This window comes from Streptomyces sp. NPDC048461 (assembly GCF_055587105.1).
This window is the reverse complement of the sequence record NZ_JBVJGW010000012.1, coordinates 125885-138240: the sequence shown is the minus strand read 5'-3', so window position 1 is coordinate 138240 and position 12356 is coordinate 125885. Positions and strand designations below refer to the sequence as shown.

Annotated in this window: 12 protein-coding genes; 4 read left to right on the top strand and 8 right to left on the bottom strand. The window is 72.7% G+C overall.

What is annotated here, in order from left to right:
* Positions 1-61 precede the first annotated feature (61 nt).
* Positions 62-889 carry an EI24 domain-containing protein gene (locus ACZ6S8_RS21995; RefSeq protein ID WP_469458188.1) on the top strand — a complete coding sequence of 276 codons (828 nt, stop codon included), beginning with the start codon at positions 62-64 and terminating at the stop codon, positions 887-889.
* On the opposite strand, the gene ACZ6S8_RS21990 is transcribed toward ACZ6S8_RS21995, so the two are convergent.
* Positions 886-1791, bottom strand: a complete 906-nt coding sequence (locus tag ACZ6S8_RS21990) for an imine reductase family protein (RefSeq protein WP_469458186.1) — start codon at positions 1789-1791, stop codon at positions 886-888. The genes ACZ6S8_RS21995 and ACZ6S8_RS21990 overlap by 4 nt on opposite strands.
* 96 nt (positions 1792-1887) lie before the next feature.
* Between ACZ6S8_RS21990 and ACZ6S8_RS21985 the strand changes: the two genes are divergently transcribed.
* Positions 1888-2223 (top strand): winged helix-turn-helix transcriptional regulator, encoded by a 336-nt coding sequence (locus ACZ6S8_RS21985; protein ID WP_469458184.1) that lies wholly within the window; start codon positions 1888-1890, stop codon positions 2221-2223.
* Positions 2224-2313: 90 nt separating this feature from the next.
* Here ACZ6S8_RS21985 and ACZ6S8_RS21980 read toward each other — a convergent pair whose 3' ends face one another.
* Positions 2314-2904, bottom strand: a complete 591-nt coding sequence (locus tag ACZ6S8_RS21980) for a TetR/AcrR family transcriptional regulator (protein WP_469458384.1) — start codon at positions 2902-2904, stop codon at positions 2314-2316.
* 104 nt (positions 2905-3008) lie between these two features.
* Between ACZ6S8_RS21980 and ACZ6S8_RS21975 the strand changes: the two genes are divergently transcribed.
* Positions 3009-5552: a glycoside hydrolase family 3 protein gene (locus tag ACZ6S8_RS21975; protein WP_469458182.1), complete on the top strand. Its 2544-nt coding sequence runs from the start codon at positions 3009-3011 to the stop codon at positions 5550-5552.
* A gap of 108 nt (positions 5553-5660) precedes the next feature.
* On the opposite strand, the gene ACZ6S8_RS21970 is transcribed toward ACZ6S8_RS21975, so the two are convergent.
* Positions 5661-6557 (bottom strand): SGNH/GDSL hydrolase family protein, encoded by an 897-nt coding sequence (locus ACZ6S8_RS21970; RefSeq protein WP_469458180.1) that lies wholly within the window; start codon positions 6555-6557, stop codon positions 5661-5663.
* A gap of 250 nt (positions 6558-6807) precedes the next feature.
* Here ACZ6S8_RS21970 and ACZ6S8_RS21965 point away from each other — a divergent pair, with 250 nt between their 5' ends.
* Complete coding sequence (locus ACZ6S8_RS21965; RefSeq protein WP_469458178.1) at positions 6808-7302, top strand: DUF3145 domain-containing protein; 495 nt, start codon at positions 6808-6810, stop codon at positions 7300-7302.
* A gap of 71 nt (positions 7303-7373) precedes the next feature.
* On the opposite strand, the gene ACZ6S8_RS21960 is transcribed toward ACZ6S8_RS21965, so the two are convergent.
* The 5 genes from ACZ6S8_RS21960 to ACZ6S8_RS21940 form a co-directional block, all read right to left on the bottom strand.
* Positions 7374-8663, bottom strand: a complete 1290-nt coding sequence (locus ACZ6S8_RS21960) for a beta-ketoacyl-[acyl-carrier-protein] synthase family protein (RefSeq protein ID WP_469458176.1) — start codon at positions 8661-8663, stop codon at positions 7374-7376.
* Positions 8664-8742: 79 nt separating this feature from the next.
* Entirely contained in the window at positions 8743-8991 is a 249-nt protein-coding gene (locus tag ACZ6S8_RS21955) for an acyl carrier protein (RefSeq protein ID WP_030009997.1), read from the bottom strand.
* A 55-nt stretch (positions 8992-9046) separates the two neighbouring features.
* Positions 9047-10051, bottom strand: coding sequence for a ketoacyl-ACP synthase III (locus ACZ6S8_RS21950; RefSeq protein ID WP_383915360.1), 1005 nt, complete (start codon positions 10049-10051; stop codon positions 9047-9049).
* A 19-nt stretch (positions 10052-10070) separates the two neighbouring features.
* Positions 10071-10988, bottom strand: coding sequence for an ACP S-malonyltransferase (locus ACZ6S8_RS21945; RefSeq protein WP_469458174.1), 918 nt, complete (start codon positions 10986-10988; stop codon positions 10071-10073).
* Between the two features lie 89 nt (positions 10989-11077).
* The gene (locus ACZ6S8_RS21940; RefSeq protein ID WP_469458171.1) at positions 11078-12244 is read right to left on the bottom strand and encodes a PucR family transcriptional regulator; all 1167 of its coding nucleotides are present in this window, start codon (positions 12242-12244) and stop codon (positions 11078-11080) included.
* Positions 12245-12356: the final 112 nt, after the last annotated feature.

Below are 12356 nucleotides of genomic sequence, written 5' to 3'. Positions count from 1 at the left end.
CCCGCACGTCCGAAGGCCGCACCCCCGTTCGGGGGTGCGGCCTTCGCCGTAAACTGACCCCATGCGTGATCTTGCGGGGGGTTTCCGGTATCTGCTGGCCGGCCAGCGATGGGTGTTCGGGCACGGCAGGTGGCTCGGTTTCGGGCTGCTGCCCGGGCTGGTGTCGCTCGTCCTCTACACGGCGGCCCTGATCGGGCTCTCGTACGGCGCCGACGACCTGTCGGTGTGGGCGACGCCGTTCGCCGACGACTGGACCTCGCCCTGGTCCGGGCTCTTCCGCGGCTTCCTGACCGGTCTGGTCTTCGGCCTGGGCCTCTTCCTCGCGGTCATCACGTTCACCGCCGTGACCCTGCTGATCGGCCAGCCGTTCTACGAGGCCCTCTCGGAGCAGGTCGACCGCAGCGAGGGCGGTGACGTCCCCGAGTCCGGGCTCCCGCTCTGGCGGGAGCTGTGGATCTCGGCCCGGGACAGCGTCAAGGTCCTCGGCCGCGTCCTGCTCTACGGCGTCCTGCTCTTCGCCCTGGGCTTCGTCCCGGTGATCGGCCAGACGGTGGTCCCGTTCCTCGGGTTCTGCGTCTCCGGCTACTTCCTGACCCAGGAGCTCACCGCCGTCGCGCTCCAGCGCCGCAAGGTGGACCTGGCGGAGCGGCTCGTCATGCTGCGCGCGCGCCGGATGATGGTGCTCGGCTTCGGCCTGCCGCTGGTGCTGTCCTTCCTGGTGCCACTGGTCGCGGTGTTCCTGATGCCGGGCGCGGTGGCCGGGGCCACGCTGATGGCGCGCGACCTGATGGGCGACTCCGGCGCGGACGCACCGGGGGAGGGGGCGGCCGGGGAACCGGCGGCGCCCGCCGCCCCGGCCACCGGCTTCGGACCGCCGCCGGTCTATTAGGACGTGCCGAGCCCGGAGCGCAGCAGGGTGATGGCGCCGACGGTGTCCTCCACGCCATGGGCCGCCGGGTCGGCGTCCAGCCGGCGCCGCATCAGCTCCAGGTACGGGGCGATCAGCTCCGCGCTGACGCCCTGCTCCACGGCGGTGCGCAGCAGGGTGCCGCTGGCCGCGACCTGCATGGCCAGGTTGGACACCACCCCCGTGGTGAGGTCCCGCGAGGTGAGCCGCTCGCCGGCGTTGCCGACGAAGAAGCCCATCGCGCCCAGCCATTCGGACAGCAGCGGCGCCAGGTCGTTCGGGGCGACGTCCTCGCCCTCGATCAGCGCGTAGGCGTGCGAGATCCCGGCGAACATCCCGTACATCGCGCTCAGCAGCGCCACGTCGTGCAGGGCGGCGTGCCCGGGGTCCTCCCCGACGAAGCGGGCGCCGGCCGGGACCTCCAGCGCCGCCCGGTGGGTGTCGAAGAGGGTGCGGGAGCCGCTGTAGAAGACGTAGCCCCCGGCTTCGGGGACGCCGATCATCGTCGGCGTGGCCATGATCCCGCCGTCCACGAACCGGGCCCCGCGCTCCGCCGCCCAGGCGGCCCGGGCGCGGCCCTCGGCGGGCGTGCCGGTGGTGAGGTTGACCAGGTCGCGGCCGGTGAGGTCCACGTCCTTCATGACGTCGTCGATGCTGGCGTCGTCCAGCAGGCAGAGCACGACCAGGTCGCTCGCGGCGACCGCCCCGGCGGGGTCGGCGGCGACGGTCGCGCCTTCGGCGGCGAGGGCCGCGGCCTTGGCGGCGGTGCGGTTCCAGACGGTGAGGGGGTGCCCGGCGGCGAGCCAGGTGCGGGCGAGGGCGGTGCCCATGTCGCCGAGGCCGAGCAGGGTGAGCGGACGCTTCGTCGTGTGGTTGTCGGTCATGGCGTTTAGCCTGGTGGCATGCCGTGAGACGCTCAAGTACGCACTTCGGGGTGGGTGGTTACCCCGAGGTGAGCGAGCAGGTGGGAGGGGTGCGCGATGGCGGTGACGCGAAGGCCCGGCGCGGATCACTGCGGGATCGCCGCGGCGATGTCCGTGATCGACGGCAAGTGGAAGGTCTCGCTCCTGTGGGAGCTGGAGCAGCGGCCGCGCCGTTTCGGCGAACTGCGCCGGCTGGTACCGGGGGTGTCGGAGAAGGTGCTCGCCGCCCAGCTGCGCGAGCTGGAGACCGACGGCATCGTCCACCGCGAGGTGTACGACGAGGTCCCGCCGCGCGTGGAGTACTCCCTGACCCCGCTCGGCCAGGACCTGAACACGGCCCTGGAGGCGCTGGGGCAGTGGGGCGCCAAGCACCTCCTGCCCGACTCGGCGTAGCGGCCCGGTCCCACCCGGCGCAACGCCGGGACGCCGGAGCCGCGCGCGGGCCGGTCGGGCGGGCCGGTCGGGCGGACCGGGCCTGCCGGGTCAGTCGGGGCGGCCGCCGGGCTCCGGACCCCGCAGCAGGGTCAGGAACGAGCGGAACGCGGCGGGCATGTCCACCGACTCCGGCGCCAGCAGCCACTGGTACTGCAGGCCGTCCATCACCGCCGCCAGAAGCGGCGCGGCCTGATCCGGGGTCAGGCCCGAGGGGAGCCGGTCGCCGAACTCGGCGCGCAGCACCGCGGCCATCTCGGAGCGGACCTGCGCGTACCGGTCGGTGAAGAACTCCCGCGCCGGGTGCCCGTCGGTCACGCTCTCGCCCAGCAGCGCCGAGAAGGTCTGCACGATGCCCGGGCGCATGGCGTTGTACTCCACCAGCGACGCCAGCAGGTCCAGGCGCCAGGTCTCGGCCGAGGCGCGCGAGCCGCCGCCCGTGTCCCACCGGTCGCGCTCCTCCAGGACCGCGACCAGCAGGGCCTCCTTGGTCGGGAAGTAGTGCAGCAGCCCCTGCTGGGTCAGGCCCACGCGCTCGGCCACCGCGGCCAGGGACGCGCCCCGGTAGCCGCGCTCCGCGATCACCTCGACGGCCGCGCGGACGATCTCCCCGCGCCGTTCCTCGCTCCTCGTCCGCGCCATCGCCCGGTCCCTCTCCTCGTTCACAGCCGCCAGCAGGACGGTACGTCATGCGAACATCACGAATGCATCACGAACCCTACCGCTCACCAGGCAACGGGTCCACGATGGGGCGACCGCACCGCACCCACCGCACTCGACGAGGAGGCACGGCCGTGACCGATGCCGATCAGACCCGCGCAGAGCAGACCCGCGACGACCAGGCCCGTGAAGACGCCGTGGAGGCGGCGCTCGACAAGCTGGACCTCGACACCAAGACCCGGCTCCTGGCCGGCCAGGACATGTGGTCCCTGCCCGCCGTTCCCGGGATCGGGCTGAAGTCCCTGGTCATGTCCGACGGCCCCATCGGGGTGCGCGGCGTGCGCTGGACCGCCGACGACCCCTCCGTCGCCCTGCCGTCCCCGACGGCGCTCGCCGCCGCCTGGGACCCCGCGCTCGCCCGTCGCGCCGGACGGCTCCTCGCCCAGGAGGCGCGCCGCAAGGGCGTGCACGTCCTCCTCGCGCCCACCGTCAACCTGCACCGCTCCCCGCTCGGCGGCCGGCACTTCGAGTGCTACTCCGAGGACCCGTACCTGACCGGGGCGGTCGGCAGCGGCTACGTCAACGGGGTCCAGGACGGCGGCGTCGGCACCACCGTCAAGCACTTCGTCGGCAACGACGCGGAGACCGAGCGGTTCACCGTCGACTGCGTCATCGCCCCGCGTCCGCTGCGCGAGCTGTACCTGGCCCCGTTCGAGGCCATCGTCCGCAACGCCCACCCCTGGGGCGTCATGACCTCCTACAACCGGGTCAACGGCACCTCGATGACCGAGAACCGGTACCTGGTGAACGAGGTCCTGCGCGCCGAGTGGGGCTTCGACGGCTACAACGTCTCCGACTGGATGGCCGCCCGCTCCACCACCGGTGACATCGAGGGCGGCCTCGACGTGGCCATGCCCGGCCCGGCCACCGTCTACGGCCCCGCCCTCGCCGAGGCCGTGCGCGCCGGGGAGGTCCCCGAGTCCGCCGTCGACGCGGCCGTCCGCAACGTCCTGCGCCTCGCCGCTCGCGTCGGCCTCCTGGAGGGCGCCCCCGCCGCCGTCGCCGAGCCGCCGTCCGGCATCGACGGCCCGGCCCTGGCCCGGGAGCTCGCCACCCGCGGCTTCGTCCTCGTGCGCAACGAGGACGCCGCCCTCCCGCTCGACGCCTCCGCCGGACGCACCGTGGCCCTGATCGGCGCCGCCGCCCGCGACGCCCGCGTCCTCGGCGGCGGCTCCGCCACCGTCTTCCCCGAGCGGATCGTCTCCCCGCTGGACGGCCTCACGGCCGCGCTCCCGGACGGCGCCCTGACCTTCGCCGTCGGCGCCGACCCCTCCGAGGAACTCGCCCCCGCCGACCAGGGCTTCGGTCTGCGCGCCGTCTGCCGCGACGCCTCCGGCGCCGTCATCGGCGAGGGCACCCTGCCGTCCGGCCAGGTCCAGTGGATCGGTGACGACCTGCCGGCGGGCGCCGCGTACGACACCATGGCGAGCATCGAGGTCACCGGTACGTTCCTCCCGCGCGAGAGCGGCGAGCACGCGTTCGGCACCCGCGGTCTCGGTGCCTTCACCCTCGCCGTCGGCGGCGAGACCCTGTGGACCGGCGTCCAGGAGATGGGTGACGAGGCCGACCCCTTCGAGGCGTTCTTCGGCGCCCCGAGCGAGCGCGCCCGGATCGCCCTCACGGAGGGGGAGCGCGTCGAGGTGTCGCTGACCTACCAGGTCCCCGACATGACCGCGCTGCCGCTCAAGGCGATCATGTTCTCGCTGCTCCACCTCGGCCCGCAGCGCGACGCCGACGTGCTCATCGCCGAGGCCGTGGCGGCCGCGCGCGCCGCCGACACCGCCGTCGTGGTCGTCGCCACCACCGAGCGCGTGGAGTCCGAGGGCTTCGACCGCCGCGACCTGTCGCTCCCCGGCCGGCAGGACGACCTGGTCCGCGCCGTCGCCGCCGTCAACCCGAACACCGTGGTCGTCGTCAACGCCGGCTCCCCGGTGGAACTCCCGTGGCGCGAGGACGTGGCCGCGGTCCTGCTGACCTGGTTCCCGGGCCAGGAGGGCGGGGCCGCGCTGGCCGACGTGCTCCTCGGCGCCGCGGAGCCCGGCGGCCGCCTGCCCACCACCTGGCCCGCCCGGTTCGCCGACGCGCCCGTCACCGAGGTGCTGCCCGCCGACGGCCGCCTCGACTACCGCGAGGGGCTCTTCGTCGGCTACCGGGCCTACGAGAAGGAGGGCATCGCCCCCGCCTACCCCTTCGGGCACGGCCTCGGCTACACGGACTGGGCGTACGAATCGCTGGAGGCCACCGCCGACACGGTCCGGGTCCGCGTCACCAACACCGGCACCCGGCCCGGCCGCGAGGTCGTCCAGATCTACCTGGCGCCCCGGAGCGGCGCGGACGGCGGCGGCCCGAGCGCGGCCGTGGAGCGGCCGGCGAGCTGGCTGGCCGCCTTCGCGGGCGTCGAGGCGGGCCCCGGCGAGAGCGTCGAGGTCGAGATCGCCCTGCCCGCCCGGGCCTTCGAGATCTGGGACGAGGCCGCCCGCGGCTGGCAGCGCATCGGCGGCGCCTACGAGGTCCGCGCGAGCCACGCCCACGGCGACACCCGGCTGACGGCCGCGCTCGACCTCGCGTGACGCGCCGGCCCGACACACCGGCAGGACACGACTAGTCCGGATTGGCCGGAAAACACCCAAGAACCGGACCGGGAGCGGGCCCTGACACCCGCTCCCGGTCCTCCCGCGTCACCGCGGCGGATCGGCCGCCGTGACCTGGCGGTGCGCCAGTTCCGCGAGCCGCGCCTGTCCGTCGCGCCCCGGGTGGAACCAGTCCCATCGACTCAACTGCTGGGCGTCGAAGGGGTACTGGAACACCGCCCCGCCGTCGTAGCGGCACAGCGGATCCGTCGCGCAGACCTCGCGCAGCACCTCGTTGTACTCGACCACCCGCGCCCGCACCTGCTCGCGCCGGGCGGTCGCCCCCGAGGCCGCCGACAGCGGGTCGGCGAGCATCGACTGACAGATCCCCAGCTTCCAGATCTGACGGACCATCGGGAGGTCCCTGCCCTGCTCCCACAGCCGCTGGAGGTCCGGCACGCTGGAGACGTACACCTGGGAGGAGGGCGAAGCGGCCCGCAGCCCGGCGAGCGCCTGCTCGAAACCGGACCGGAAGTCCGCCGCCGAGGTCATCGAGGAAACCGTCGGACGGCAGGCGTCGTTGGACCCCACCATCACCGTGACCAGGTCGGGCTTGTGTGCGGCGGCCTCGGCGAGCTGTCCCGGCAGGTCCGCCATCCGGGAGCCCGTCACCGCGTGGTTCCAGCTGCGGGAGGGCGCCTGCGCCTCCCCGAGCAGCCGGGTGGCCAGCGAGCGGACCGCGGGGTCGTTCCCGGTGGCCCAGGACACCTCCGGGCAGTCGGCCAGGACCGAACAGGCGTCGAAACCGCGCGTGATGGAGTCGCCCACGGCCGCGATCGAGGCGGGCGCCGTGTTCCAGCGGGGCGCGGACTGCGCCCCGCGCTCGCCGCCGTCCCCCGACCCGCCCGGGCCGCACCCGGTCACGGCCCCGCCCAGCAGGACCACCATCGCTCCCGCGCCCGCGAGGGTCCGGCGCGCGCGGCGGCGCGGAGCGGTGGTGCGCATGGGTGGGTCCCTCCTCGTCGCCCCCTGGTCGCCCCGGGACGTCCTGCTGAGTGAATGCTCTGTGATGAGCGGCCTTGGAGCGACCGTACGTCACACCGCGACCCCTGACGCACGGTAGCTTTTTCCCGTGGCGTTTCGGCCGCAGGTTCCGTAGCGCAATGTCAAAAAAATTCCGTTACATTACATCACGTCACATACTGTCCGTTTTCTGGAGTTTTATTCCCGACCTCGTCCCACACTGGAGGTCCCGGTGACGACACGTGGAGTTCTGTACGTGCATTCCGCGCCGCGCGCGCTCTGCCCGCACGTGGAATGGGCTGTTGCGGGTGTGCTCGGGGTGCGGGTGAACCTCGACTGGATCAGGCAGCCCGCCTCCCCCGGCACGTGGAGAGCCGAGTTCTCCTGGCGGGCCGAAGCCGGCACCGCATCGAAACTCGCCTCCGCCCTGCGCGGCTGGCACCTGCTGCGCTTCGAGGTGACCGCGGAACCCTGTCCGACTGCCGAGGGCGAGCGCTACAGCTCCACCCCGGAACTCGGCATCTTCCACGCCGTCACCGGCATGCACGGGGACATCCTGATCCCCGAGGACCGGCTGCGCGCCGCCGTCGCCCGGTCCGCCCACGGCGAGACCGACCTGGAGGCCGAGATCGCCAAGCTGCTCGGCAAGCCCTGGGACGACGAGTTGGAGCCCTTCCGGTACGCGGGCGAGGGCGCCCCGGTCCGCTGGCTCCACCAGGTCGTCTAGGCCGTCTCGCCGGTGCCGACACGCACGAGGCCCGCCCGGGATCCCGGGCGGGCCTCGTCTGTTCGGCCGTACTAGACGGAGCGGAACGCCAGGGTGACGTTGTGCCCGCCGAAGCCGAAGGAGTTGTTGATCGCGGAGATCGGGCCGTCGGTCGGCAGCTTGCGCGGCTCGCCGCGCACGATGTCCGCGTCGATGTCGTCGTCCAGATCGTCGATGTTGATCGTCGGCGGGGCCAGCCGGTTGTACAGCGCCAGCACGGTCGCGACGGTCTCGATGCCGCCCGCACCGCCCAGCAGGTGGCCGGTCATCGACTTGGTGGCGGAGATCGCGATGTGGTCGAGGTCGTCGCCCAGCACCTTGCGCAGCGCCTTCAGCTCGGCCGTGTCACCCTGCGGGGTGGACGTGGCGTGCGCGTTCAGGTGGACCAGCTCGGCCGGGTCCAGGCCCGTGTTGTCGAGCAGGTTCTGCACCGCGGCCGCGACACCGCGGCCGGTCGGCTCCGGCTGAGCGATGTGGTGGCTGTCCGCGGACAGCCCCTGGCCCAGCACCTCGCAGTAGACCCGGGCGCCGCGCGCGGCGGCGTGCTCGGCGGACTCCAGGATCACGACGCCCGCGCCCTCACCGAGGACGAAGCCGTCACGGCCCTTGTCGTACGGGCGGGAGGCCTGCTCGGGGTGCTCGTTGTTCTTGGACATCGCCATCATGTTGGCGAACGCGGCGATCGGCAGCGGGTGGATCGCCGCCTCGGTACCGCCGGCGACGACCACGTCGGCACGGCCGGTACGGATCATCTCGACGGCGTACCCGATGGCCTCGGCGCCGGAGGCGCAGGCGCTGACCGGGGTGTGCACGCCCGCGCGGGCGTTGACCTCCAGGCCCACGTTGGCCGACGGGCCGTTCGGCATGAGCATGGGAACGGTGTGCGGGGAAACCCGGCGCACGCCCTTCTCCTTGAGGACGTCGTACTGGTCGAGCAGGGTCGTGACACCGCCGATGCCGGACGCGATCACGGTACCCAGGCGCTCGGGCACGACGGTCGGCCCGGGGGCGTCGCCGTCCGCGGCCTCGGCGCCCGCCGGAGCGGTGTAGCCGGCGTCGGCCCACGCCTCACGGGCCGCGATGACGGCGAACTGCGCCGAGCGGTCCAGCTTGCGGGCCAGCGGCCGGGGCAGGACCTCGCTCGGGTCCACGGCGGCACGGGCGGCGATGCGGACCGGGAGTTCGGCGAAGCGCTCGCCCTCCAGGGGCTTTACGCCGGAGCGGCCGGCGAGCAGGCCTTCCCAGGTCGAAGCGCTGTCGCCACCCAGCGGAGTGGTTGCGCCGATACCGGTGACGACCACGGTGCGATTGGTCGGGCTCACAGGAATTCTTTCTCCACGTCTCAGGGGGTGCTGAATTGTCACGGCGCCACCGCCAGGTGGCGACAAACGCTCGTCAGGCTCAGGCCTGGTGCTTCAGGATGTAGTCGGCGGCGTCGCCGACCGTCTTGAGGTTCTTGACGTCCTCGTCCGGGATCTTCACGTCGAAGCGCTCTTCGGCGGCGACGACGACCTCGACCATGGACAGGGAGTCGACGTCGAGGTCGTCGGTGAACGACTTCTCGATGGCGACGTCCTCGGTGGGGATGCCGGCGATCTCGTTGACGATCTCCGCGAGGCCTTCGACGATTTCTTCCTGGGTGGCGGCCATGTGGCGCTCCTTCTTTCAGTAACTGGGTGTCAGGACCGGAATGCGCATCCCGGTCCTAGGGGAGGGTAACGACCGTCGCGGCGTAGACGAGTCCCGCCCCGAAGCCGATGACGAGCGCGGTGTCGCCGCTCTTCGCCGCTCCGGTCGCCAGGAGCCGCTCCATAGCGAGCGGGATCGAGGCGGCCGAGGTGTTGCCGGTGGTCTCCACGTCACGGGCGACCGTGACGTGCTCCGGCAGCTTCAGAGTCTTCACCATCGAGTCGATGATCCGCATGTTTGCCTGGTGCGGGATGAAGACGTCCAGGTCGTCCGCGGCGATTCCGGCGGCGTCGAGCGCCTGCTGGGCCACCTTGGCCATCTCGAAGACGGCCCAGCGGAAGACCGCCTGGCCCTCCTGCGTGATGGCCGGAAACTTCTCGCCGCCGTCCTTGCCGAGGTACTCGTCCCACGGCACGGTCTGCTTGATGGTGTCGGACTTGTCGCCCTCCGAACCCCACACCGTGGGGCCGATGGCCGGCTCGTCCGAGGGGCCGACGACCACGGCGCCGGCGCCGTCGCCGAACAGGAAGGCCGTCGCGCGGTCCTCCAGGTCGGTCAGGTCCGAGAGCCGCTCCACGCCGATGACGAGGACGTACTGCGCCGACCCCTCCACCACCAGGCCCTTGGCCAGCGTCAGGCCGTAGCCGAAACCGGCGCAGCCCGCGGAGATGTCGAACGCGGCGGGCTTGCCCGCGCCGATCCGGTGGGCGATCTCGGTCGCGATCGCCGGGGTCTGCTTGAAGTGCGAGACCGTCGAGACGATCACCGCCCCGATCTGGTCGGGGGAGACACCGGCGTCCGCCAGGGCCTTGCCCGAGGCCTCCACCGACATCGCGGCGACGGTCTCCTGGGGCGAGGCCCAGTGCCGCGTCGCGATGCCGGAGCGGGAGCGGATCCACTCGTCGGACGAGTCGATCGTCTCCAGGATGACCTCGTTGGGCACCACGCGGGTCGGGCGGTAGCCGCCGACCCCGAGGATGCGGGCGTACGGGGAGCCCTTGGCCGGCTTGATCTTGGACATGCTGTGTGGGCTCCTTCTCTCAGACCGACTGCTCGGCGACGAGCGCCGCGGCCTTGTCGAGATCGTCCGGGGTCTTCAGAGCCACGCTCGGCACACCCTTGAGCGCGCGCTTGGCCAGACCCGTCAGCGTGCCGCCGGGGCACAGCTCGACGATCCCGGTGACGCCCAGCTCGGCGAACGTCTCCATGCACAGGTCCCAGCGGACCGGGTTGGCGACCTGACCGACCAGGCGGGCGACGACGTCGGCGCCCTTGGTGACGACGAGGCCGTCCTTGTTCGACACGTACGCCAGCGCCGGGTCCGCCGGGGAGAGGGCCTCGGAGGCCTTCGCCAGCGTGGCGACCGCGGGCGCCATGTGGTGCGTGTGGAAGGCGCCCGCGACCTTGAGGGCGACGACCTTCATGGAGCCTTCGGGCTTCTCCGCCACCAGGGCGGCGATCTGCTCCGTGGTGCCGGCGGCCACGATCTGGCCCGCACCGTTGATGTTCGCCGGGGTCAGACCCAGCTTCTCCAGATGGGCGACGACCACGTCCTGGTCGCCGCCGAGGACCGCGGCCATGCCGGTCTCGGTGACGGCGGAGGCCTCGGCCATCGCCAGTCCGCGCGTGCGGACCAGCTGCAGCGCGTCCGTCTCGGACAGCACGCCCGCGTACGCGGCGGCGGTGATCTCGCCGACGCTGTGGCCCGCGACGGCACCGAAGGCCGTACGGGAGCCGAGTGCCTCGGCGGACAGCAGACCCGCGGCGACGAGCAGCGGCTGGGCCACGGCCGTGTCGCGGATCTCGTCGGCGTCGGCGTTCGTGCCGTAGTGGGCAAGGTCGAGCCCGATGGCGTCCGACCAGGCGGCGACGCGGTCAGCGGCGCCGGGCAGGTCGAGCCAGGGAGTCAGGAAGCCGGGCGTCTGAGCGCCTTGGCCGGGAGCGACGAGTACGAGCACCCTCACACTCTCTCTTGTTGGAGGCCCCCGCCGCCCGTGGGGACAGGGACGAAGAACCGTCGGGGTAATTGTTGATGTCCGACAAAAGTCTAGGACTGAAGATCGCCGTGGGCCAGACGTCCGAGGATGAGGGCGATCCGCAAAGTGAACGCGGAACGGACATCAGAGGGTGACCAGCCGGTGACATCGGTCACACGTCGGAGCCGGTAGCGCACCGTGTTGGGGTGCACGAACAGCATCCGGGCCGCCCCTTCCAGGCTGCTCGCCTGCTCCAGGTAGACGCTCAGCGTCTCCAGCAGCGCCGACCCCGCCTCCTCCAGCGGTCTGTAGATCTCCTCCACCAACTGCTCGCGCGCAGCGGGATCGGAGGCGATCGCCCGCTCTGGAAGGAGATCGTCCGCCAGGACCGGGCGCGGGGCGTCCTGCCACGCCGTGCAGGCCTTCAGACCGGCCGCCGCGGCCTGCGCGGACTTCGTCGCGTTGAGCAGGTCGGGGACCACCGGACCGGCCACCACCGGACCGGCCGCGAACGGACCGATCAGGGACTTGGCCACCTGCATCGGGTTGTCGCTGCCGCCCGCGATGACGACCAGCCGGTCGCCGAGGACGCCCGTGAGGACCTGCAGCTTGTGGTGGCGGGCCGCGCGCCGGATCGCCTCGACGGTCAGCTCGCTGTCGCCCTCCGGAGCAGTGCCGAGCACCACGCACACGTGCTCGGGCGAGTTCCAGCCCAGCGCCGCCGCCCGCGACAGCGCGCCCTCGTCGGCCTCCCCGGACAGCACCGCGTTGACCACGAGGGACTCCAGCCGGGCGTCCCAGGCCCCGCGCGCCTCGGCGGCCTGCGCGTACACCTGGGCCGTCGCGAAGGCGATCTCCCGGGCGTACACCAGCAGGGCCTCGCGCAGGATCGACTCGTCGCCCGGGGCCGCCACCTCCTCGATCGCGGTCTCCATGACCTCGATCGTGGTGCGGACCATCTCGACGGTCTGGCGCAGCGTGATCGCCCGCGTCAGTTCGCGGGGAGCCGTCCCGAACACGTCGGTGGAGATCGCCTGCGGGGTCTCCGGGTGCCGGAACCACTCGGTGAACGCGGCGATGCCGGCCTGTGCGACCAGGCCGATCCACGACCGGTTCTCCGGGGGCATCGCCCGGTACCACGGCAGGGTCTCGTCCATCCGCGCGATCGCGTTGGCCGCGAGCCGGCCGGAGGACTTCTCCAGCCGGCGCAGGGTCGCGACGTGGGGATGGGCGGGCACGGGATGCGCGGAATGGGTCGCGGGGGAATGCTCACGTTCGGGTTGAGGCACGTGACAAGACTGCCTTATCGGCGGGGCCGAGCGGAGTCCGGTCCCGCGCCGCCCCCGTGCC

What these genes read in the sequence shown, in the direction of transcription:
- ACZ6S8_RS21995 (WP_469458188.1), top strand. Translation starts at nt 62, where the DNA reads ATGCGTGATCTTGCGGGGGGTTTCCGGTATCTGCTGGCCGGCCAGCGA.
- ACZ6S8_RS21990 (WP_469458186.1), bottom strand. Translation starts at nt 1,791, where the DNA reads ATGACCGACAACCACACGACGAAGCGTCCGCTCACCCTGCTCGGCCTC.
- ACZ6S8_RS21985 (WP_469458184.1), top strand. Translation starts at nt 1,888, where the DNA reads ATGGCGGTGACGCGAAGGCCCGGCGCGGATCACTGCGGGATCGCCGCG.
- ACZ6S8_RS21980 (WP_469458384.1), bottom strand. Translation starts at nt 2,904, where the DNA reads ATGGCGCGGACGAGGAGCGAGGAACGGCGCGGGGAGATCGTCCGCGCG.
- ACZ6S8_RS21975 (WP_469458182.1), top strand. Translation starts at nt 3,009, where the DNA reads ATGGGGCGACCGCACCGCACCCACCGCACTCGACGAGGAGGCACGGCC.
- ACZ6S8_RS21970 (WP_469458180.1), bottom strand. Translation starts at nt 6,557, where the DNA reads ATGCGCACCACCGCTCCGCGCCGCCGCGCGCGCCGGACCCTCGCGGGC.
- ACZ6S8_RS21955 (WP_030009997.1), bottom strand. Translation starts at nt 8,991, where the DNA reads ATGGCCGCCACCCAGGAAGAAATCGTCGAAGGCCTCGCGGAGATCGTC.
- ACZ6S8_RS21950 (WP_383915360.1), bottom strand. Translation starts at nt 10,051, where the DNA reads ATGTCCAAGATCAAGCCGGCCAAGGGCTCCCCGTACGCCCGCATCCTC.